Source organism: Arthrobacter sp. THG-b23 (assembly GCF_059091265.1).
This window is the reverse complement of the sequence record NZ_JBNHGM010000004.1, coordinates 195,723-216,301: the sequence shown is the minus strand read 5'-3', so window position 1 is coordinate 216,301 and position 20,579 is coordinate 195,723. Positions and strand designations below refer to the sequence as shown.

Annotated in this window: 17 protein-coding genes; 10 read left to right on the top strand and 7 right to left on the bottom strand. The window is 67.8% G+C overall.

The features are described from left to right. From AC5RVD_RS09935 to glmM, 4 genes are all read left to right on the top strand, one after another. Nucleotides 1-267 carry a carbon storage regulator gene (locus tag AC5RVD_RS09935; RefSeq protein ID WP_494126838.1) on the top strand — a complete coding sequence of 89 codons (267 nt, stop codon included), beginning with the start codon at nt 1-3 and terminating at the stop codon, nt 265-267. 363 nt (nt 268-630) lie between these two features. Continuing rightward, complete coding sequence (gene rplM / locus AC5RVD_RS09930) at nt 631-1,074, top strand: 50S ribosomal protein L13 (protein WP_493979145.1); 444 nt, start codon at nt 631-633, stop codon at nt 1,072-1,074. A 37-nt stretch (nt 1,075-1,111) separates the two neighbouring features. Beyond that, nucleotides 1,112-1,606 (top strand): 30S ribosomal protein S9, encoded by a 495-nt coding sequence (rpsI, locus tag AC5RVD_RS09925; protein ID WP_493979144.1) that lies wholly within the window; start codon nt 1,112-1,114, stop codon nt 1,604-1,606. A gap of 175 nt (nt 1,607-1,781) precedes the next feature. Then, entirely contained in the window at nt 1,782-3,149 is a 1,368-nt protein-coding gene (glmM, locus tag AC5RVD_RS09920) for a phosphoglucosamine mutase (protein WP_494126837.1), read from the top strand. Nucleotides 3,150-3,214: 65 nt separating this feature from the next. Here the strand turns inward: glmM and AC5RVD_RS09915 are convergent, their stop codons facing one another. The 4 genes from AC5RVD_RS09915 to coaA form a co-directional block, all read right to left on the bottom strand. Further along, complete coding sequence (locus tag AC5RVD_RS09915; protein ID WP_494126836.1) at nt 3,215-4,195, bottom strand: SMP-30/gluconolactonase/LRE family protein; 981 nt, start codon at nt 4,193-4,195, stop codon at nt 3,215-3,217. 167 nt (nt 4,196-4,362) lie between these two features. Continuing rightward, a complete protein-coding gene (mscL, locus tag AC5RVD_RS09910) occupies nt 4,363-4,761 on the bottom strand; it encodes a large conductance mechanosensitive channel protein MscL (RefSeq protein ID WP_494126835.1) in 399 nt (132 codons plus the stop codon). Between the two features lie 68 nt (nt 4,762-4,829). After that, a complete protein-coding gene (locus AC5RVD_RS09905; protein ID WP_494126834.1) occupies nt 4,830-5,768 on the bottom strand; it encodes a M15 family metallopeptidase in 939 nt (312 codons plus the stop codon). A gap of 1 nt (nt 5,769) precedes the next feature. Beyond that, nucleotides 5,770-6,747, bottom strand: a complete 978-nt coding sequence (coaA, locus tag AC5RVD_RS09900) for a type I pantothenate kinase (protein WP_493988940.1) — start codon at nt 6,745-6,747, stop codon at nt 5,770-5,772. Between the two features lie 151 nt (nt 6,748-6,898). Here coaA and glmS point away from each other — a divergent pair, with 151 nt between their 5' ends. Together glmS and AC5RVD_RS09890 are read left to right on the top strand one after the other, a co-directional pair. After that, the gene (gene glmS, locus AC5RVD_RS09895) at nt 6,899-8,800 is read left to right on the top strand and encodes a glutamine--fructose-6-phosphate transaminase (isomerizing) (RefSeq protein WP_494113466.1); all 1,902 of its coding nucleotides are present in this window, start codon (nt 6,899-6,901) and stop codon (nt 8,798-8,800) included. A gap of 240 nt (nt 8,801-9,040) precedes the next feature. Then, nucleotides 9,041-9,391 carry a holo-ACP synthase gene (locus tag AC5RVD_RS09890; RefSeq protein ID WP_493988942.1) on the top strand — a complete coding sequence of 117 codons (351 nt, stop codon included), beginning with the start codon at nt 9,041-9,043 and terminating at the stop codon, nt 9,389-9,391. A gap of 31 nt (nt 9,392-9,422) precedes the next feature. Here AC5RVD_RS09890 and AC5RVD_RS09885 read toward each other — a convergent pair whose 3' ends face one another. The 3 genes from AC5RVD_RS09885 to AC5RVD_RS09875 all read right to left on the bottom strand — a co-directional run bounded on the left by AC5RVD_RS09885 (nt 9,423) and on the right by AC5RVD_RS09875 (nt 12,129). Next, a complete protein-coding gene (locus tag AC5RVD_RS09885) occupies nt 9,423-9,983 on the bottom strand; it encodes a dihydrofolate reductase family protein (RefSeq protein ID WP_494126833.1) in 561 nt (186 codons plus the stop codon). A 63-nt stretch (nt 9,984-10,046) separates the two neighbouring features. Next, nucleotides 10,047-10,412: a TfoX/Sxy family protein gene (locus tag AC5RVD_RS09880; protein WP_494126832.1), complete on the bottom strand. Its 366-nt coding sequence runs from the start codon at nt 10,410-10,412 to the stop codon at nt 10,047-10,049. A 16-nt stretch (nt 10,413-10,428) separates the two neighbouring features. Beyond that, on the bottom strand, nt 10,429-12,129 hold the full coding sequence (locus AC5RVD_RS09875; RefSeq protein WP_494126831.1) for a glycoside hydrolase family 10-like protein: 1,701 nt from the start codon (nt 12,127-12,129) through the stop codon (nt 10,429-10,431). Nucleotides 12,130-12,422: 293 nt separating this feature from the next. On the opposite strand from AC5RVD_RS09875, the gene glgX reads away from it, so the two are divergent. From glgX to AC5RVD_RS09855, 4 genes are read left to right on the top strand one after another with little or no spacing between them, the layout of a single operon-like run. Continuing rightward, entirely contained in the window at nt 12,423-14,684 is a 2,262-nt protein-coding gene (gene glgX / locus AC5RVD_RS09870; RefSeq protein ID WP_494113461.1) for a glycogen debranching protein GlgX, read from the top strand. Continuing rightward, nucleotides 14,681-16,990 (top strand): malto-oligosyltrehalose synthase, encoded by a 2,310-nt coding sequence (gene treY / locus AC5RVD_RS09865; RefSeq protein WP_494113460.1) that lies wholly within the window; start codon nt 14,681-14,683, stop codon nt 16,988-16,990. The genes glgX and treY overlap by 4 nt, the downstream gene beginning before the upstream one ends. Then, a complete protein-coding gene (treZ, locus tag AC5RVD_RS09860) occupies nt 16,987-18,849 on the top strand; it encodes a malto-oligosyltrehalose trehalohydrolase (protein WP_494126830.1) in 1,863 nt (620 codons plus the stop codon). The genes treY and treZ overlap by 4 nt, the downstream gene beginning before the upstream one ends. A 14-nt stretch (nt 18,850-18,863) precedes the next feature. Then, nucleotides 18,864-20,576: a bifunctional ADP-dependent NAD(P)H-hydrate dehydratase/NAD(P)H-hydrate epimerase gene (locus AC5RVD_RS09855; protein ID WP_494126829.1), complete on the top strand. Its 1,713-nt coding sequence runs from the start codon at nt 18,864-18,866 to the stop codon at nt 20,574-20,576. Nucleotides 20,577-20,579: the final 3 nt, after the last annotated feature.

Genomic DNA, 20,579 nt, shown 5'->3' with positions numbered 1-20,579 from the left:
GTGCTGGTGCTGACGCGAAAACCCGGAGAGCGGATCCTGATCGGTGACGACATTGTCATCACCGTGCTGGATGCCCGCCGCGACGGCGTCCGCCTGGGCATCGAGGCCCCGCGCGGCGTAAAGATCCAGCGCGATGAAGTGGTCCAGGCGGTCAGCGAAGCCAACGTGGCAGCCGCGCAAAGCGGCCCGGAGGCCGAGGAACGCATCAAGGCCCTGCTGGGCCTCAGCCTCCCCGGCAGCGGCGGAGCCGGGAGCGCCGGCAGCTAAACGGCGCCGGCAGCCAAACCGCACTGGCAGCCAAACCGCACTGGCAGCTAAACCGCGCCACCGGCGGCCCCAGGGGCCCCGGCCAGGAACCGGCGTCGTCGTGCTGTTCTGGGTCTTTTTGACCTAACCCCGCACGGCAGGATAAACTTGGTAGTCGTTGTGCGTGTCCAACCTCGATACGCTATGTCCGTGTGGCGGCCCAGTTGCAGGGCCAACCTGGTCCACGGAGATAGCCGAGACTTTCTGGGCCACTGGTTACATTTCAGTCCTCACCTGAAGTTCCGGTAGCGCATCACCAACTTTGCGCGTGCGTTCTGTGAAGGATGCGCCGCTACCTTAGAACACCAAACGAAGGCAAAAACCGTGCGTACGTACACTCCGAAGCCCGGCGATATCAACCGCCAGTGGCACGTCATTGACGCCACCGACGTCGTCCTGGGTCGTCTTGCCAGCCAGACCGCAACACTGCTGCGCGGAAAGCACAAGCCGACCTTTGCTCCTCACATGGACATGGGCGATTTCGTCATCATCATCAACGCTGAGAAGGTCGCCCTGACCGGCGCCAAGCTCGAACAGAAGCGTGCCTACCGCCACTCCGGTTTCCCGGGTGGCCTGTCCTCCGTCAACTACGCCGAACTGCTGGAGAAGAATCCGGTTCGTGCAGTTGAGAAGGCCATCAGGGGCATGCTGCCGAAGAACTCCCTGGCTGCCCAGCAGCTGTCCAAGCTGAAGGTCTACACGGGCGCCGAGCACCCGCACGCTGCCCAGCAGCCGAAGACCTTCGAAATCACCCAGGTCGCCCAGTAGCGCCGGCCACCACTAGAAACTTAATTCAAGGAGCATCGTGGCTGAAGAGCTGAACACTGCTGCTGAGGGCGAAACCCTCACCAGCTACACCTCGGAATCATCCGAGGTCACCGAGACCGCCAAGAAGGAACGCCCCGCCCTCACCGTAGGCGGAGGCGCCGTGGGTCGCCGCAAGCAGGCTATCGCCCGCGTGCGTCTGGTTCCGGGTGCCGGCAACTGGACCATCAACGGCCGTGAGCTGGCGAACTACTTCCCGAACAAGCTGCACCAGCAGGAAGTGAACGATCCGTTCAAGATCCTGGATCTGGAAGGCGCTTACGACGTCATCGCCCGCATCCACGGCGGCGGCCCCTCCGGCCAGGCCGGTGCGCTGCGCCTGGGCGTTGCCCGCGCACTGAACGAGATCGACCGCGAGAACAACCGCCCGACCCTGAAGAAGGCCGGTTTCCTCACCCGCGACGCTCGCATCATCGAGCGCAAGAAGGCCGGTCTCAAGAAGGCCCGCAAGGCGCCGCAGTACTCGAAGCGCTAAACCGCTTCCGGAGCTTTGGCTTCCACCGCGAGGTCCCGCAGCATGGCTGCGGGGCCTCGCTGGCGTTTAAGTGGCCGTATCCGGGGACGTGGCCGGGGCCAAAACGGGGCTTCCCACGCGACTGCCGGCCGGAGGTGGACCGACTGCTTGGCACCCTGCCGTAAAATGGGTCGCGATGTCTAGATTATTTGGTACCGACGGAGTCCGCGGACTGGCCAACGGATTGATCACTGCAGAGCTCGCGCTCGAGGTCGCACAGGCCGCCGCAGTGGTCCTTGGCCACCGGCAAGTTGAAGACGGCAAGCGCCCGACGGCGGTGATCGCCCGCGACCCGCGCGCCAGCGGCGAGTTCATCAGCGCTGCCGTGGAGGCCGGCCTCGCCAGTGCGGGTGTCGACGTCTACGACGCCGGGGTGCTGCCCACCCCGGCGGCCGCGTACCTCGTGGGGGATCTGGCGGCGGACTTTGGCGTGATGATTTCCGCCTCGCACAATCCGGCACCGGACAACGGCATCAAGTTCTTCGCCCGCGGCGGGCACAAGCTGCCGGACGAGGTCGAGGACGCGATCGAGCATGAGATGGCGCAGCCGCGCGTCCGGCCCACGGGCGCGGAGATTGGACGCATCCAGCGTTTCGCGGACGCGGAAGACCGCTACATCCTGCACCTGCTGCAGACGCTGCCGGCCCGCCTGGAGGGCCTGAAAGTCGTTCTCGACTGCGCACACGGTGCAGCCAGCGGCTGCTCGCCGGAGGTGTTCCGCGCCGCCGGTGCGGACATTGTGGTGATGGGTGCCGAGCCGGACGGGCTGAACATCAACGACGGCGTGGGTTCCACCCACCTGGAGAAGCTGCAGGCCGCCGTCGTCGAGCACGGCGCCGACCTGGGCATTGCCCACGACGGCGACGCCGACCGCTGCCTGGCCGTGGACGAGCGCGGCGAAGTCGTGGACGGCGACCAAATCATGACGATCCTGGCGCTGGCCCTGCGTGAAGCCGGCCGGCTCAAGGACGATGTCCTGGTCGCCACGGTCATGAGCAACCTCGGCATGAAGCTCGCCCTGCAGGACGCCGGCATCCGCATCCAGGAAACCGCCGTCGGCGACCGGTACGTGCTGGAATGCATGCGCGCCCACGGCTACTCGCTGGGCGGCGAGCAGTCGGGCCACGTCATCTTCTCGGACTACGCCACCACCGGCGACGGCGTCCTGACCGGGCTGCAGCTGGCCGCCCAGGTGGCCAAGTCCGGCAAGCCCCTCTCGGAGCTGTCGCAGCGGATGGTCCGGCTTCCCCAGGTACTGATCAACGTTAAGGACGTGGACAAGTCGGGGGTCGAAACCAACCAGCCGCTCCAGCAGGCCGTGGCGGCCGCGTCCGCCGCGCTGGGTGGCACCGGCCGGGTGCTGCTACGCCCGTCCGGCACCGAGCCCGTCGTCCGCGTGATGGTCGAAGCCGCGGACATGGAGACCGCCCAGGCTACCGCCGAGGAACTGGCCCGGACCGTGAAGGCGCACCTGTCGTTGGAGACGGCCGCCGCCTCCGAGTAGGGCGGGCGAGCTGCCGGTCCGGTGGTTGCGGTCCGGCCAAGCCGCCGTCTCGTGCCGGGTAGCTCTCAGCGCCAGGCCTTCACCACCACAACCTCGTAGCTGTCCGCCGTCGGCGGGTTGCCGGTGTCGAACTTCGCGTTCACGACGGCAAGCCGATGGCCGAACAGCGCGGCGGTGGTCGGGGTTTGGAAGGCGTCACTGGTGATCACGGACCGGACCTCCCCGGAGTCAAAGCGGCGGTCCAGCTTGATCACGCTGATCTGGTTGTCCATGTTCTGGACCGCCCAGAGCCAGCGGCCTTTCAGCACCAACCCGTCGACGTTGGGGACGCTGACGCCGGAGATTATCTCGCTGGCACCGGTCCTCGGGTTGACGGTGTACAGCGCCGCGTTGGCCGAGTGGGCCACGATCAGCTTCCGCCCGTGGTCGGCCGCCACGATGCCGTTCAGGTTGAACGCGCTCGGGATTTCCGCGGCAGGACCGCTCAGTTGCAGTGTCCGCGGGCTGCCCAGCTGCCCGCGGTGGTCGATCGGCACGAAGTACAGCTCGCCTTCACGCGAGTTCGTAAACCACGCGCCGCCCCGGCCAAGGGTTACGTCGTTGATGAAGGAACTGGCGGGGTCGTTCAGTTGGAACTCGGCCACCGGTTCTCCGGTCCGTGTGTTGTAGACATACGCCTTGCCGGTAGGCCCGCCGGCCACGAAGAGCAGGTTCCGCCGCGTGTCGGCAGCCATGCCGACGGCGAACCGCCCGTCCGGTGCGTCGATGAACTTCTCGGCGGTGCCCCGCCGTATGTCGCCACGGAAGATGTCGCCCGCCAGCAGATCGCCGGCGTAGAAGGTGCTGCCCCGCCCGGCGGCGATGCCCTCCGCAGACGTTGCGTCCGGCAGGTCGATGATTCGGTCCGTGCACCCCGACGTCGAACCGGGGGTGTCGGAGGCAACGTGGCCGGCGGAGGCCGGCAGCCCCGCCAGCATCAGAGCGAGGGCGGTCAGCAGCGCGGCGGCAAATCTTGCCGTCAAGGAAAGGGGGAGATGAGGTCGCATGGAGGTTTCACCTGATTCTTGCGCGAGGGGTGTCGGGAGTTCCCTCCAGCAGGCTCCCGATGGTGATGATCACAGCGTACGCCGAGCGGGCCGAAACGTCAGGCCCTCCCTACGGCGCTGCGGGAACGCCCCGCGCGACGGTAGCGGCGGGCTTCCGGAGGCCGCCTTTACGCCTGGTTGCGCGCCTTCAGCGCGTCCCGAATCTCGGTGAGCAGCGCGACCTGCGGGTCGACAGCCTCCTCTTCCCTGTTGATCCCCAGGCGGCGGTTGCGCCGCTCGATCATGTGGTTCATCGGTGCCACAATGACGAAGTAGATCGCGGAGGCAATGAGCAGGAAGTTCACGATGGCGGTCAGCAGGACGCCGAATGCGACGTTGTTGCCGTTGAAGTCCCACAGCAGGAAGCTGTCGAAGTTCGGCGAACCGACCAGCCCGGCGATGAACGGCATCAGCACGCTGTTGACCAAGGCATTGACCACGCTCCCGAAGGCTCCGCCGATGATCACGGCCACGGCAAGGTCAATGACATTGCCCTTCATAATGAACTCTTTGAATCCGTTTATCATGTGGCCAAATGTAACGCCTCGGGGCCGGGCCCTGAGGCCGCTACAAGGTGGCGCTGCCTCGTCGCCGCTCACGAATAGCGGGCGGCTCCGGGCAAACCGAAGTACTCTTCGAGCGTCTCGATGCCCCGTTCGGCCATCTCCGCAGCCACTTTCTTTCCCACGTAGCGCAGGTGCCAAGGCTCCGGCGAATAACCGGTCACAGCCTCGGCGCCGGGCCGGTAGCGGATGATGAACCCGAAGCGCGCGGCGTTGTTGGCCACCCAGCTGCCCGCTGCCGTCTCGGCGAAGCACTGCTGCAGGTTGCACACCCCGGTGGCGTCGCCGATGTCCAGGGACAGCCCGGTCTGGTGCTCCGAATAACCGGGCCGCGCCGAGATCATGTCCGCGGCAATCTCGCTGCCGTGTTGCCGCACCCAGTGGTTGTAGGTGCTCACCTGCGTGGCGTAGGACCGGAAACCGCTGACCATGATCATGGACGCCCCGTCGGCAGCGGCGGCGTTGAACATGTCCTCGGTGGCGGTCGCCACGGCGTCGCGCAGCAGCGCGGATTCCCCGCCGGTACCCAGGTTCACCGCCGGCTGGCGCAGGTCCACGGGGTAGTAGTTCAGCGGATTGAGGGGCCGCGCCTTGTTGACGACGACGGCGATGCTCGCCGGGTCTGTGTGGTCCTCCCCGGCGCCGGGCGCGCCGCCGTTTTTCTTCCCGCCGCCGCTCGCACCGCCGTCCTGCTTCCCGCCGTCCTTCTGTCCGCCACCCTGGGCTCCGCCCTTGTTTCCGCCGTCCTTCTTACCTCCACCGGTGGCGTCGCCGTCCTTCCGGGAAGCCTTCGGGCTCTGTTCGGGGACCGGCAGGGACGTGGTGTCCTCGGACGGGGCCGGTGCGGCCGTCGTCGTGCCGGCGGAATCGGCGGGAGGGGGAGCGGTTTCCCCCGCCGGGGCGCAACCGGTGAGCAGGGCCAGCACGGCGGCTACGCCGGCTGCAAGCACCGGAGCCCTCAAAGCCGCCATGTCAGGTTTTCCGCAGCAGCATTCTGCGGATCGAGTGGTCCGCATCCTTGGTGAGCACCAGTTGCGCCCGCCCGCGTGTCGGCAACACGTTCTCCCTCAAGTTCGGTTCATTAATCCGGCGCCAGATCCCCAGCGCCGTCTCGGTGGCCTCGTCGTCCGTGAGCGAGGCGTAGCGGTGGAAATAGGATTCCGGATCCGTGAAGGACGTCCGCCGCAGCTTGTGGAAGCGGTTGACGTACCACTGCTCAATATAGGAGGTCTTGGCATCCACATAAATGGAGAAATCGAAGAAGTCGCTGAGCGCCAGCCCGGTGCGTCCGTCCGCCCGCGGGCGCGCGGGAGCCAGGACGTTCAGCCCCTCCACGATCAACACATCCGGGCGGTGGACCACCACTTCCTTGTCCGGCACGATGTCGTAGGTCAGGTGCGAGTACCAAGGGGCATGCACTTCCTCGGCTCCGGACTTCACCTCGGACACGAACCGCAGCAGCGCGCGCTGGTCGTAGGACTCGGGGAAGCCCTTGCGCTCCATCAGCCCGCGCCGGGCCAGTTCCGCGTTGGGGTAGAGGAAACCGTCGGTGGTGACCAGCTCAACGTTCGGGGTGTCCGGCCAGCGGCGCAGCATCTCGCGCAGCACGCGGGCAGTGGTGGACTTCCCGACGGCGACCGATCCGGCCACGCCGATCACGAACGGCGTGCGTCGGCTGGTTTCGCCCAGGAATGTGGTGGTGGCCTTGTGCAGCTCGCCGGCCGCGCCCACATACAGGTTGAGCAGCCGGGAGAGCGGCAGGTACACCTCGCGGACTTCGTCCAGGTTCAGGGCATCACCCAGGCCCCGGAGTCGCTCGATATCGTCCTGGTCCAGGGGCTGTTCAATCTCGTTGGACAGCCGGGACCAGGTCTGCCGGTCCAGCTCAACGAATGGTGTGAAGTTACTCTCACCGTTGGACGCCGTCGTCTTCGGTGTCGCATCAGTCACCTATGAATTGTGCCTGCTGCGGGAATCAAATCCCAAAAGGCGCACCACAGCGGCGCGCCGTGTTTGCCCCGGCCCCCGCCGCAGGCGCCGCCGGGATGGCATGTGGAACGCGCTGTCTGTGACGGTCCCGCGGGCAGGTACCCTTAACCCCATGTGTGGAATCGTAGGTTATGTTGGCCGCCGCGACGGCGGGGCCGGAGTCAGCGCTGCTGATCACAGCGCCCTGGACGTCGTTCTCGAGGGCCTTCGCCGCCTGGAATACCGCGGTTACGATTCCGCGGGGGTGGCGGTCATCTCCAGTGACGGTATCGAGGCGCGGAAGAAGTCGGGCAAGCTGAGCAATCTGCTGGGCGAGCTCGAGTCCGACCCGCTGCCCGAGTCGCTGACCGGCATCGGCCACACCCGCTGGGCCACGCACGGCGGACCCACCGACGAAAACGCGCACCCGCACCTGGCCGATGACGACAAGCTCGCCGTGATTCACAACGGCATCATCGAGAACTTCGCCGAGATCCGTGCCTCCATGCTCGCCAAGGGCCACACGCTGCGCTCGGAAACAGACACCGAAGTGGCCGCCGTGCTGCTCGGGGACCTCTACCGTTCCCTGGTCGCGGAGGATCCCGCCACTGCGACCCTGTCCAAGGCCATGCAGCTCGCCTGCCAGAAGCTGGAGGGCGCCTTCACGCTGCTGGCCATCCACCAGGACCAGCCCGACGTCGTCGTCGCCGCGCGCCGTAACTCGCCGCTCGTCGTCGGACTGGGCGAGGGTGAAAACTTCCTGGGCTCCGATGTCTCCGGCTTCATCGACTTCACCCGCCGCGCCGTGGAGCTGGAGCAGGACCAGATCGTCACCATCACCCCCGACTCCTTCGAGATCACCGACTTCTTCGGCAATCCCGCCAAGGGCACCGAATTCGAGGTGAACTGGGACGCCGCTGCCGCGGAGAAGGGTGGCTACCCGTCCTTCATGGAGAAGGAAATCAACGACCAGCCCGAGGCGGTCGGCCAGACCCTGCTGGGCCGTTCGGACCTGCACGGCCGGTTGACCCTGGATGAGCTGCGGATCGACCCGGAACTGCTCAAGACCGCCAACAAGATTATTGTGCTGGCCTGCGGAACGTCGGCCTACGCCGGCCAGGTGGCGAAGTACGCGATCGAGCACTGGTGCCGTATTCCGGTGGAGGTGGAACTTTCGCACGAGTTCCGTTACCGGGACCCGATCGTGGATGCCAACACCCTGATCGTGGCAATTTCCCAGTCCGGCGAGACCATGGACACCCTGATGGCCGTCCGGTACGCCAAGGAGCAGGGAGCCAAGGTCCTGGCGATCTGCAACACCAACGGTTCCACCATCCCGCGCGAGGCCGACGCCGTGCTCTACACGCACGCCGGACCCGAGATCGCCGTCGCCTCGACGAAGGCCTTCCTGGCGCAGATCACCGCCGCCTACCTGCTGGGCCTCTACCTGGCGCAGCTGCGCGGGAACAAGTTCCAGGGCGAGATCAAGGACATCCTGGCCGACCTGGGCAAGATCCCGGCGAAGATCCAGAGCGTGCTGGACAACGCCCAGGACATCAAGGACCTGGCCGTGCGGATGGCCGAGACCAAGTCGGTCCTGTTCCTGGGCCGGCATGTTGGCTTCCCCGTCGCCATGGAGGGCGCGCTGAAGCTGAAGGAGCTGGCCTACATCCACGCCGAAGGCTTCGCCGCGGGCGAGCTCAAGCACGGCCCGATCGCCCTGATCGAGGAAGGCCAGCCGGTCTTCGTGGTGGTGCCTTCCCCGCGCGGCCGCAACTCGCTGCACGCCAAGGTCGTCTCGAACATCCAGGAGATCCGCGCCCGCGGTGCCAAAACCATTGTCATCGCCGAGGCGGGCGACGACGCGGTCAAGGACTTTGCGGAGTTCGTCTTCTACGTTCCCGAGACGCCGACGCTGCTGGCTCCGCTGCTGACCACGGTCCCGCTGCAGATCTTCGCCTGCGCACTCGCGACGGCCAAGGGCTACGACGTGGACCAGCCGCGCAACCTGGCCAAGAGCGTCACCGTCGAGTAATAGGCATTTGGCAGGCATGTCCACCCGATTACTCTTTGCAGCGCCCCGAGCTCCGTACAACAGGATCGGGGACTGCTCGGTTCCGAAGCGTCGCGTCCGCGCCCGCCGGGCGGCGCTGCGGCGGCGCGTCCGGCTGCTGTCCGTGCCGCCCGTGCGGTGCACCCTGATCTCCACGGGGGAGCCGGTGCTGGCACCGCGGTGTGCCCGCTCGCCGTGGTCCGTTCGGGCGGGAGCCGAAAAATGATCGTGGGCATCGGCGTGGACGTGGTGGAAGTTTCCAGGTTCCGCCGGCAGCTGCAGCGCACCCCGGCTTTGCTCGAGCGACTGTTCACGCCGGCCGAGCGGGAACTCAACACCCGGTCCCTGGCCGCCCGCTTCGCTGCCAAGGAAGCGATTGCCAAGGCACTGGGCGCCCCGTCCGGCATGAACTGGCAGGACTGCACCATCTGCGTCGACGCGGGCGGAGACCCGTACCCGGAATTTACCGGCACGGTGGCCGCGGCCTCGGCGGCCAAGGGCGTGAAGTTCTGGCACCTGTCCATGAGCCACGACGGCGATCTGGCGACAGCCATGGCGGTCGCCGAGAAGTAGCGGCCGGCTGGCGGACGCCCCGTTGAGGCGGCTAACTTGCCACCCGATAGTGCAGGTACACGACGCCGTTGCCGAAGCGACGCTCGTCCAGCAGCTCGAGGCCCACTTTCAGGTCCTCGGCCAGAAAGCGCTTCCCGCCCCCCACCACGACCGGCGAAACAAAAAACAAGCATTCATCCACCAGACCTGCCTTGAACGCGTGGCTGGCGAGGCCGGGCCCGCTGATGCTCAGGTCCGCCGACGCCGCTGCCTTCATGCGCCGCACGGCCTCCGGCTCGAAGTCCCGCTCGATCCGTGTGCGGGCGCTTGAGGCCTTCTCTAGGGTTCGGGAATAGACGACCTTGTCCTTCCGCAGCCACGACTCGGCGAAGTCCCGTTCCACCGGCGCGACGTCCGGCGCCGTGGGCACGGTTTCCCAGACGACCATGACCTCGTACATGCGGCGCCCGAAGAGATAGGTGCCTACGCGTCGTTCCAGGTCATTGACGAAGGAGTGCACCTCCTCGTCGGGGACGCTCCAGTCGAAGTTGCCGTCCTGGTCGGCAATGTAGCCGTCGAGAGACATGATTGCGGAATACAGCAGCTTCGCCACGGTGACTCCTGGGCTATTCGGCACGGCGGGGGAGGGTCCGCCCATTGTTCCGGTGGCCGGCCATCAGTTGCCGCCCAGGCTCTTGACGTACGCATAGGCCTCGTCGACGACACTGAGCCACAGCTGCTCGGTCGCCGGCGAATTGTTGGCCGTGGCAGGGAAAGCGACCCATTCCTTCATGGTCCTCTTTCCCATGGTGACCGGTTCCGCCGCTCCGGAAGCAACAAACTCTTCCGCGCGGTGCCGCGGAACCTTCACGATCAGGCGGTCGTCGTGACCGAGGAACGCGAAGATCTTTCCACCCACCCTCAGGCCTGGACTGCGGAACATCGTGCCGCTTTCGACCAGCGGGTCATCCGAAAACCGGCGGGCAAGAGTCTCCAGCAGGACAAGGTCCTGATCGCCATCTGGAGGGGAGGCGGGCGTCATGGCTTCCTCCAAAGCATCAGGCTCGTATGAAGATGGCGGATGCCGCGGCCGATTCGACCATGAGATCGCTCATGCCGACCACAACGTACCAATACGTGCGTCCCCGCACGGCGCCCGTGTCCACGAACCTCTCGGGATTGCCGCGGCGGCGATGCACGCGCCGGAGGGCTCCCGCTTGCGAGGGAATGAACGCCGCCTCGGCGCCCGTGGACTCCCAGCGGTAGATGGCATAGTGCCGGGGCAGCGTCCCGCTCGTTGCACCCCGCCAGATGAGCTCGACGCCGGATCCGCTCCACCGGGCGCTGGTGATCAGCGGCGCGTAGGGACGCTGGGCGCCCAGATGGGACATCACCGGAGTCATCGCCACGCGCCGGTAGAACTTGTCCTTGACGAGGCCGATGCTGTCCAGCCGATTGGCCCGGACGGACTTGGCGGAGAAGTAGACCTGGCCTCTCACCCCCGGCGTTGCCCGGCACTTCGCCGTGTGGTTGTACAGCTCGCGGGGGTCCTGCCAGTCGGCCCCCTGGGCGGGGTCGCCCACCTTGTAGGCCGCCTCCCCGATGTAGAGCTTGCAGACGGTGCCGTTCACCTGGGCCGCCCACCAATTCACCAGCGTGTTGTAATCCGCAGCCGCATTGCCTTGGTGCCAGTACAGCTGCGGGACCACGTAGTCCAGCCAGCCTTGCTTCACCCAGAGCCGGGAGTCGGCGAACGTGGCGTCGTAGCTCTGCAGGCCGGAGGTAGCGGAGCCCAAACTATCCGTCGATCGGTTGCGCCAGATCCCAAACGGGCTGATGCCGAACAGCATCCGCGGTTTGGCCGCATATATCGCGGCGCTGAGGTCGCGGACGAAAGTATTGACGCTGCGCCGCCGGAAGTTCGCCACGCTCTCGCCGGCCAGCCGGTGGGCAGTGTAGGCAGCGGAGTCCGGGATGCTTTGCCCCGCGACCGGGTAGGGATAGAAATAGTCATCGAGGTGGATGCCGTCGACGTCGTACTTGGCCACAACCTCGGTGATCACCTTGATGATGTAGCTGCGGACGGCGGGGATGCCCGGGTTGTAATAGCGCCGGCCACCGTAGGCGAAAGTCCAGCTCGGGTTTTTCCGCGCCGGATGCCAGGAGATCAGGTCCGCCGGGTCCGCCGTCATGGACACGCGGAACGGGTTAAACCACGCGTGCAGGTGCAGGTTGCGCGCATGCGCCTGGCTGATCGCGTAGGCCAGCGGATCGTAACCTGGATTCCGTCCCTGGGTGCCGGTCAGATAGCGGGACCAGGGCTCTCCCGCGGTCGACGGCCAGAAGACGTCGGCTGCGGGGCGGACCTGCAGCAGCACGGCGTTCAGGTTTCGGCTGCGGGCAAGGTCCAGCCAGTTGCGCAGTTCGGCCTGCTGATTGGCCGCCGCCAAGCCGGGGCGTGAGGGCCAGTCGATGTTCAGCACGGTGGAGAGCCAGAAGCCCCGGAACTCGTGCTTGGGCGCGTCCGTGACCCGCGCCCTTTCACGGGCGGTGATGCGGTAAACCCTGTTGATGACCGCCGCCGCGAGGCTGAGTGCCAGCGGACCGCCGGGACCGGGGGCGGTTGCGGCGCGGGGCAGGCTGCCGCCCAGCAGGCCTGCCGCGCCGAGCACCGTGAGGGCCGTCGCCGTCGTGAATTGGCGCCGGGAGACAACGCCTCTGGAACCGGAATCGCTGCCAGTCGAATCGCTGCCAGTCATGGCCAGCCCTGCCTCACGAGAACCTGATGGTAGCTCAACAATACGCCCGCATTGGTCCCCCCGACAGTGGTTGAAACCATTGGGCAGGCCCGGTGATGCCGCCGGGGCCGGGTGGGCGTCAAGGGTTGACCACCGCGCCGTGTGTCCAACGCAACGAGCACCGGGCCGATGGCAGGAACCGCCTGCCGCGCCGTCTCGAATTGCCCGCCAGGCGGACAACCGAGGATATCCATTGTCGGGACCATGGGGTATGAAGGGATCAGGGACCATAACCGATCATCAGGAGTTTGCACATGGAAGTTTGGCCGGGAGACGCCTATCCGTTGGGTGCCACGTATGACGGCAACGGCACCAATTTCGCCGTGTTCAGCGAAGCAGCGGAGGCCGTTTTCCTGTGCCTGTTCGACGACGACGGCGCCGAGACGAGGATCGAACTCAAGGACGTCGACGGCTACGTATGGCACTGCTACCTTCCGCAAGTCCAGCCGGGCCAGAAGTACGGCTTCCGCGTGGACGGGCCTTACGACCCGGGCCAAGGGCAGCGCTGCAATGTGAACAAGCTGCTGCTGGACCCCTACGCGAAGGCCGTCAGCGGCCAGATCGACTGGGCCCAGCCACTGTTCGGCTACAACTTCGGGGACGAGGATTCCCGCAACGACGAGGACTCGGCGGGGCACATGATGCTCGGCGTCGTCGTCAACCCGTTCTTTGATTGGGACGGCGACCGCAAGCCGCGCACGCCCTACCACCGCTCGGTGATTTACGAAGCCCACGTGAAGGGCCTGACCCAGCTGCACCCGGAAATCCCGGAAGAACAGCGCGGCACCTACGCCGGCATCGCGCATCCGGCGGTCATCGGGCACCTGCAGAAGCTGGGCGTCACCGCCATCGAGCTGATGCCGGTCCACCAGTTCGTCAACGACAGCACGCTCCAGGAGAAGGGACTCTCCAACTACTGGGGCTACAACACCATCGGCTTCTTCGCGCCGCAGAACACGTATTGTTCCTCCGGCGATACCGGGCAGCAGGTGCAGGAGTTCAAGGCGATGGTCCGGGAACTGCATCTTGCCGGCATCGAGGTGATCCTCGACGTCGTGTACAATCACACGGCCGAGGGCAACCACCTGGGCCCGACGCTGTCCTTCCGCGGACTCGACAACGCGGCCTACTACCGGCTGGTCGAGGACCAGCAGCAGTACTACATGGACTACACCGGCACGGGAAATTCGCTGAACGTGCGCCATCCCCATTCGCTGCAGCTGCTGATGGACTCGCTGCGCTATTGGGCGTCGGAGATGCACGTGGACGGATTCCGCTTCGACCTGGCCTCCACCCTGGCCCGCGAGTTCTACGACGTGGACCGGCTGTCGACCTTCTTCGAAATGGTGCAGCAGGATCCGATCGTGTCCCAAACCAAACTCATCGCCGAACCCTGGGACATCGGTCCGGGCGGCTACCAGGTGGGCAACTTCCCGCCCCTGTGGACCGAGTGGAATGGCCAGTACCGGGACACCGTCCGCGATTTTTGGCGGGGCGAACCCTCCACCCTGGGCGAATTCGCCTCGCGCATCACCGGCTCCTCGGACCTGTACGAGGCCACCGGGCGGCGCCCGGTTGCCTCCATCAACTTCGTCACCGCCCATGACGGGTTCACGTTGCGGGACCTGGTGTCCTACAACGAGAAACACAACGAGGCCAACGGCGAAGACAATAACGACGGCGAATCGCACAACCGCTCGTGGAACTGCGGAGTGGAGGGACCCACCGATGACCCGGCGGTCCTCACCCTGCGCGCCCGCCAGCAGCGGAACTTCCTGGCCACCCTGCTGCTGAGCCAGGGCGTGCCGATGATCGCGCACGGGGATGAGCTGGGACGTACGCAGCAGGGCAACAACAACGTGTACTGCCAGGACTCGGAGCTGTCCTGGGTGGACTGGAACAACATGGACCAGCCGCTGCTCGAGTTCGTCGCCACCATCAACCGGTTGCGGGCCGAGCACCCGACCTTCCGGCGGCGGTTGTTCTTCGACGGGAAGCCGGTCCGCCGGGGCCAGGGCGAGCCGTTGAGCGACGTTGTCTGGCTCACCACGGAGGGAACACCGATGGAGCCCGAGGACTGGGACGAGGCCCTCGGCCGCTGCATCGGCGTCTTCCTCAACGGCCAGGGCATCCGTGGGCGCGACGACCGCGGGCAACGGATCACCGATGAGCATTTCCTGGTGTACTTCAACGCTGCCGACGACGAGGTGCCGTTCGTGTTGCCGCCGGTGGAATATTCAGCCGCCTGGGACATCATCATCGACACGGCCGGCGGCGAGCACCTGCCCGGCCCGCTGAAGGCCGGTACGAAGGTGCCGGTTGCCGCCAAGTCCACGGTGGTCCTGAAGGCCCACACGGCGCCGGAAGAAGAGCCAGACCACTCTGTCGCCGCCTCCGTTGCCGCGATGGCCGAGGCGGAGCGGACGGCCGAGGCGGAGCGGACGGCCGGGGCCGAGCCGGCCGGGGAACCCGGGCAGCAGGCCGCCGGGGCCGAGCAGGGGCAGGCGAAAGGATGAGGGCCCCGGCGTCGACCTACCGACTGCAGATCAGGGAATCGTTCACGCTGTATGACGCCGCCGGGCTGCTGCCCTACCTGCGCAGGCTCGGCATCGACTGGGTGTACCTGTCGCCCCTTCTGACCGCGGAGCCGGGTTCCGATCACGGCTACGATGTGGTCGACTTCGGCGCGGTGGATCCTGCCCGGGGCGGGATCGACGGACTGCGGACCCTCTCTGCCGCCGCACGGAAGGCCGGGATGGGCGTCCTGGTGGACATCGTGCCGAACCACATGGGTGTGGCCACTGCGGCCAACAACCGCTGGTGGTGGTCGCTGCTGTCCGAGGGCCGCGGGTCGCGCTATGCCGAAGCGTTCGACATCGACTGGGACGCCGGCGGCGGCAAGCTCCGGCTTCCCGTGCTGGGCGACGGCGACGCGGAGCTCGAGGCGTTGGAACTGGCCGGCGGGGAGCTGCGCTACTACGACCACCGCTTCCCCATAGCCGAGGGGACCGGCGACGACGGCGCTACTGCCCGCGAAGTCCATGAACGCCAGCACTACCAGCTGGTGAACTGGCGGCGGGCCGATGCCGAACTCAATTACCGCCGGTTCTTTGGCGTCAACTCCCTGGCCGGAGTCCGGGTGGAGGTGCCGTGGGTCTTCGATGAGTCCCACGCCGAGATCAAGCGCTGGTTCGACGAAGGTCTGGTCGACGGGCTGCGCGTGGACCATCCCGACGGGCTGGCGGACCCGAAGGGCTATCTCCAGCGGCTGCAGGAGCTGACCGGCGGCGCCTACGTCCTGGTAGAGAAGATCCTGGAGCCGGGGGAGGAGCTGCCGGCCGACTGGGCCTGCGCGGGCACCACTGGGTACGACGCGCTGGCGGACGTGGACCGGCTGCTGGTCGATCCCGACGGGCGGGAACGACTCACCGACGCGGCCCCCGTCCAGCCGTACAAGCACATGATCCACGACACCAAGCGGGGCATCGCCGACGGTATCCTGCGCTCCGAGGTGCTGCGCCTGGCCCGGCTGGTTCCGGCCGGCGCCGGCCTGGACTTCGAGACGGCGGCGGATGCGATCGCCGAACTGCTCAGCTGCTTCCCGGTATACCGGAGCTACCTGCCGGTCGGCGCGCAGTACCTGGAGGAAGCCGGGATCGCCGCCCAGGTCCGCCGCCCGGACCTGGCCGAAGCCGTCACCATCCTGCTGCCGCTGCTGCATCCGCAGGGGGTGCTCACCGAACTCGCGGTGCGGTTCCAGCAGACCTCCGGCATGGTGATGGCCAAGGGAGTGGAAGACACCGCGTTTTACCGCTATACGCGCCTGACGTCCCTGAACGAGGTGGGGGCGGACCCGTCGATCTTCGCGGTGGAGCCGTTCGAGCTCCACACCCGGTTGATTCGCCGGCAGCAGGAACTGCCGCTCGCCATGACCGCCCTGTCCACCCACGACACGAAGCGCAGCGAGGACACCCGGGCCCGCATCTCGGTGCTCGCCGAACTGGCGGACCAGTGGCCGGAGTGGCTGGCGGAGCTCAACCGGCTGGCACCCTTCGGAGACCTGCCGTTCGCCGACCTGCTCTGGCAGGCAGCGCTGGGCGCCTGGCCATTCAGCCGGGAACGTGCCCATGCGTACGCGGAGAAGGCCGCCCGGGAAGCGGGCAACAGCACCTCGTGGATCGACCCGGACCCCGACTTCGAAAAACAACTCCACGCCGCCGTGGACGCGGCCTTCGACGACCCGGAGGTGAACCGGCTGCTGGTCGGGCTGGCGGAGAAAACCAAGCCGTTCGGCTGGAGCAACTCGCTCTCGGCCAAGCTCATCCAGCTGACCATGCCCGGAGTGCCCGATGTCTACCAGGGAACCGAGTTCTGGGACCATTCGCTGGTGGACCCGGACAACCGCCGGCCGGTGGACTTCAACGCCAGGCTTCAGGCGCTGGACAACCTGGACCGGGACGGGACGCCGCCGGTGGACGAAGGCGCGGCGGCCAAGATGCTGGTGGTCGCCCGGGCCCTTCGGCTGCGCCGGGACCGGCCGGAGCTGTTCACCGGCTACGAGGCCATTCCGGTACAAGGCCCCGCCGCCGACCACGCGTTCGGCTTCGACCGCGGCGGTGCCATCACGCTGGCCACCAGGCTGCCGGTGCGGCTGCAGCGCGACGGCGGGTGGCGGGACACCGCCGTCGTCCTCCCCGCCGGAGAATACCGCGATGTGCTGAGCGGGCGGAGCCACGCCTGCGACGGCGTCCTGCCGGTGGCCGGGTTGCTGGCGGAACTGCCGGTGGCGCTGCTGGTGCGCGAACAGGAGGAGTCGTCATGAGCCGGGACTTCGCGGTGTGGGCGCCCCGCGCCGGCAGGCTGGAATTGCAGGCCGGCGCCGCACGGCTGCCGATGCAGGGGCCCGACCACGCCGGCTGGTGGCGTCTGGGCGACTCCGCCGCCGCGCCCGAGGGGGATACCGACTACGGCTATCTGCTGGACGGCGGGGACGCGGTGCTGCCGGATCCCCGGTCGCGCCGCCAGCCGGACGGGGTCCACGGCATGTCCCGGACCTTCGATGCCGGGGCCCACCCATGGCAGGACCAGGACTGGGTTTCCCCCGGACTGGGCGGGGTGATCTACGAACTGCATATCGGCACGTTCACCTCTGAGGGCACGCTGGATTCCGCCGCGGCCAAGCTCGACTACCTGGCCGAGCTCGGGGTGGATTATGTGGAACTGCTGCCGGTCAACGCGTTCAACGGCACGCACAACTGGGGCTACGACGGCGTGCTCTGGTACGCCGTGCAGGAAAGCTACGGCGGGCCGGCCGCCTACCAGCGGTTCGTGGACGCCGCGCACGCCAACGGCATCGGCGTCATCCAGGACGTGGTCTACAACCACCTGGGTCCCAGCGGAAACTACCTGCCGCGGTTCGGGCCATATTTGAGCAGCGGCAGCGCCAACACCTGGGGCGAGTCCGTGAACCTGGACGGACCCGGTTCGGACGAGGTCCGCCGCTTCATCATCGACAACGTGCTGATGTGGTTCCGCGACTACCATGTGGACGGCCTGCGTCTGGATGCGGTGCATGCGCTGCGGGACGAGCGCGCCGTGCACATCCTTGAGGAGATCGCGGCGGCGACGGACGAATGCGCCGCCGAGCTGGATAAGCCGTTGTTCCTGATCGCCGAGTCCGACCTCAACAACCCGCGGCTGATCGAGTCCCGGGACGTGAACGGCTATGGCCTGGCCGGCCAGTGGAGCGACGACTTCCACCACGCCGTGCACGTGAACCTCACCGGCGAAACCAGCGGCTACTACGCCGACTTTGCCGGCCTGGGAGCGCTGGAAAAGGTGCTGCGGGAGGGTTTCTTCCACGACGGCAGCTACTCCTCGTTCCGGGAACGGCACCACGGCCGGCCGATCGACAAGGACCGGGTAACCGCCCGGCAACTGGTCGTCTGCACCCAGAACCACGACCAGATCGGCAACCGTGCCGCCGGGGACCGGCTCACCGGTACCCTCGGCTACGGGCAGTTGGCGCTGGCCGCGGTGCTGAACCTGATGTCACCGTTTACGCCGATGATCTTCATGGGCGAGGAGTTCGCCGCGTCCACGCCCTGGCAGTTCTTCACCTCCCATCCCGAACCGGAGCTGGGCGAGGCGACCTCTGCCGGCAGGCTCAAAGAGTTCGAGCGGATGGGCTGGGACCCGGAGGCAGTGCCCGATCCGCAGGACCCGGCGACGTTCCGCAACTCCAAACTGGACTGGACAGAGCCGCAAACAGGCGACCATGCCCGGCTCCTGGAGCTCTACACCCGGCTGATCGCCCTCCGGAAGCAGCATCCGGAGCTGACAAAACCGGACTTCGCGTCCGCGTCCGTAGAGTCACAAGCGGAGGAAGGCTGGCTGATCCTGCGTCGGGGCTCCTTCGCGATCTGCTGCAACTTCTCCGCCGAGCCGCGGCGGCTCCCCGCCGGGACGGGCACGCTGGTCCTGGCGACCGACGACGGTGCGGCGCTCGCCGTCGGGGGCAACGCCGGCACGGCCGGGACTGCGACCGACGACGGCGCGGCGCTCGCCGCCGGGGGCAACGCCGGCACGGCCGGGACCGCGTCCGGGGACGCCGCGGCATCCGGCGGGCTGGTGCTGCCGGCACACTCGGCCGCCATAGTCCGCAGCGGCCCCGCCAGCTGAACCGGGAGGATGGCATGATCCGCGCCTGGTCTCCGGAGGACATCCGCGCCGCCGAACGGCCGCTGCTGGACGCCGGGCAAGGACCGCTGCTGATGGACCGCGCCGCGGCCGGACTGGCGGCCGTCGTCATCCGGGAACTGAAGCGCGTCCGGGGCCGGGTCTATGGTTCCCGGCTGGTGGTGCTGGCCGGCAGCGGCAACAACGGCGGCGACGCCCTCTTCGCCGCTGCTTCGGCGGCCCGCCGCGGCGCCATGGCGACGGCGGTGCTCACGGCGGAGCGGGTACACGCGGGGGCGTTGGCCGCCTTCGAGCGGGCAGGCGGATCGGTGCTGCGGCTGGCGGCGGAAGCAACCGGCGGGGACCCGGCCCGCCAGGCTCCGGAGGGTTCCGAGGGTCCGGAGCTCCGGGAGGCGACGCAGGCAATCCGCGAGGCAGCCGAGACTTGTTCCGCCGCCGACGTGCTGGTCGACGGGATTCTGGGCACCGGCGCGTCCGGGGCGCTGCGGGGACCGGCCCGGGAACTGGTTCAGGCGCTCCTTGAGTCCGGGCCGGGCCACCGTCGCCGCCCGCGCGTCGTGGCGTGCGACCTCCCCAGCGGCGTCAACGCCGGGACCGGCGAGGTGATCCACCCCGTACTGCCGGCGGACCTCACGGTCACCTTCGGCGGCGCCAAGTCCGGCCTGTTGCTGGATCCCGCCGCGGCGCTCGCCGGCCGGGTCGAAACGGTGGATATCGGCATCGGGCAACTGCTTCCGGCACCGCGGCTGCGGCGGCTTCAGGCGCGGGATCTGGCCCGATTGTGGCCCGTGCCGCGCCGCACGGACCACAAGTACACCCGCGGGGTGCTCGGCGTCGCCGCTGGATCTGCGTCCTATCCCGGGGCGGCGCTGCTCGCGACCGGGGCGGCGTCCGCCACCGGTGTGGGCATGGTCCGCTATCTCGGCCCGACCGAGGTTTGTCGCCAGATCAACGTGCTGACTCCCGAAGCGGTCTGCTCGCAGGATGCCGTCGCCGACTCCCATGTCCAGGCGTGGCTGGTGGGTCCGGGAACCGACGGCGACCCCGACCAGCGCCAGCGCGCCCGGGACGCCCTGGCTTCCGGGCTGCCGGTCATCGCCGATGCCGGTGCGTTCGACGTGCTGCCCGCGGAGTTGGGGCCCCGGGTGGTCCTGACGCCGCACGCCGGCGAACTGGTGCGCATCCTCGAAGCCCAAGGCGTGGAGACCGACCGGGAGCATATCGAAGCGGCACCCGCAGAATTCGCCGCGCTGGCCGCCGGGCTCACCGGGGCCACCGTGCTGCTCAAAGGCTCCGTGACGGTGATCGCGGCACCGGACGGCGCCCTGTTCAGCCAGGACGACGGGCCGGCATGGCTGGCCACGGCAGGGTCGGGCGACACCCTGGCCGGGATCCTCGGCGCGCTCGCCGCTACCATCCGGACCGAAGACCTGGACGCGGCCGGGTTCGCCGCGGCCGAGCACGGTGCGGTGGTGGCTGCCATGGCCGCCTGCCTGCACGGGCTCGCCGCGACGGAGGCATCGGGGCGGTGCACTGCGAGGCGGGACAGCGGAGCGCCGCTGCAGCCGTCGGCGACGGGGAGCCGTGGCGGACGCGCCGGAAGGCGGGCATCGCCGTCGTCGTCGCCGGGTGCACCCTTGGCCGCCTCCAATATCGGTGCCGTCCTCCCCGCGGTTGTGGGCAGGATCATCACCGGTCGGGACCGGTAGCCT

Excerpts from the sequence above, each read along its gene's own strand:
- glgX (WP_494113461.1), top strand. The coding sequence starts at position 12,423 with ATGGAAGTTTGGCCGGGAGACGCCTATCCGTTGGGTGCCACGTATGAC.
- treZ (WP_494126830.1), top strand. The coding sequence starts at position 16,987 with ATGAGCCGGGACTTCGCGGTGTGGGCGCCCCGCGCCGGCAGGCTGGAA.
- AC5RVD_RS09855 (WP_494126829.1), top strand. The coding sequence starts at position 18,864 with ATGATCCGCGCCTGGTCTCCGGAGGACATCCGCGCCGCCGAACGGCCG.
- AC5RVD_RS09880 (WP_494126832.1), bottom strand. The coding sequence starts at position 10,412 with ATGACGCCCGCCTCCCCTCCAGATGGCGATCAGGACCTTGTCCTGCTG.
- AC5RVD_RS09890 (WP_493988942.1), top strand. The coding sequence starts at position 9,041 with ATGATCGTGGGCATCGGCGTGGACGTGGTGGAAGTTTCCAGGTTCCGC.
- mscL (WP_494126835.1), bottom strand. The coding sequence starts at position 4,761 with ATGATAAACGGATTCAAAGAGTTCATTATGAAGGGCAATGTCATTGAC.
- AC5RVD_RS09905 (WP_494126834.1), bottom strand. The coding sequence starts at position 5,768 with ATGGCGGCTTTGAGGGCTCCGGTGCTTGCAGCCGGCGTAGCCGCCGTG.
- AC5RVD_RS09915 (WP_494126836.1), bottom strand. The coding sequence starts at position 4,195 with ATGCGACCTCATCTCCCCCTTTCCTTGACGGCAAGATTTGCCGCCGCG.
- glmM (WP_494126837.1), top strand. The coding sequence starts at position 1,782 with ATGTCTAGATTATTTGGTACCGACGGAGTCCGCGGACTGGCCAACGGA.
- treY (WP_494113460.1), top strand. The coding sequence starts at position 14,681 with ATGAGGGCCCCGGCGTCGACCTACCGACTGCAGATCAGGGAATCGTTC.
- AC5RVD_RS09875 (WP_494126831.1), bottom strand. The coding sequence starts at position 12,129 with ATGACTGGCAGCGATTCGACTGGCAGCGATTCCGGTTCCAGAGGCGTT.
- glmS (WP_494113466.1), top strand. The coding sequence starts at position 6,899 with ATGTGTGGAATCGTAGGTTATGTTGGCCGCCGCGACGGCGGGGCCGGA.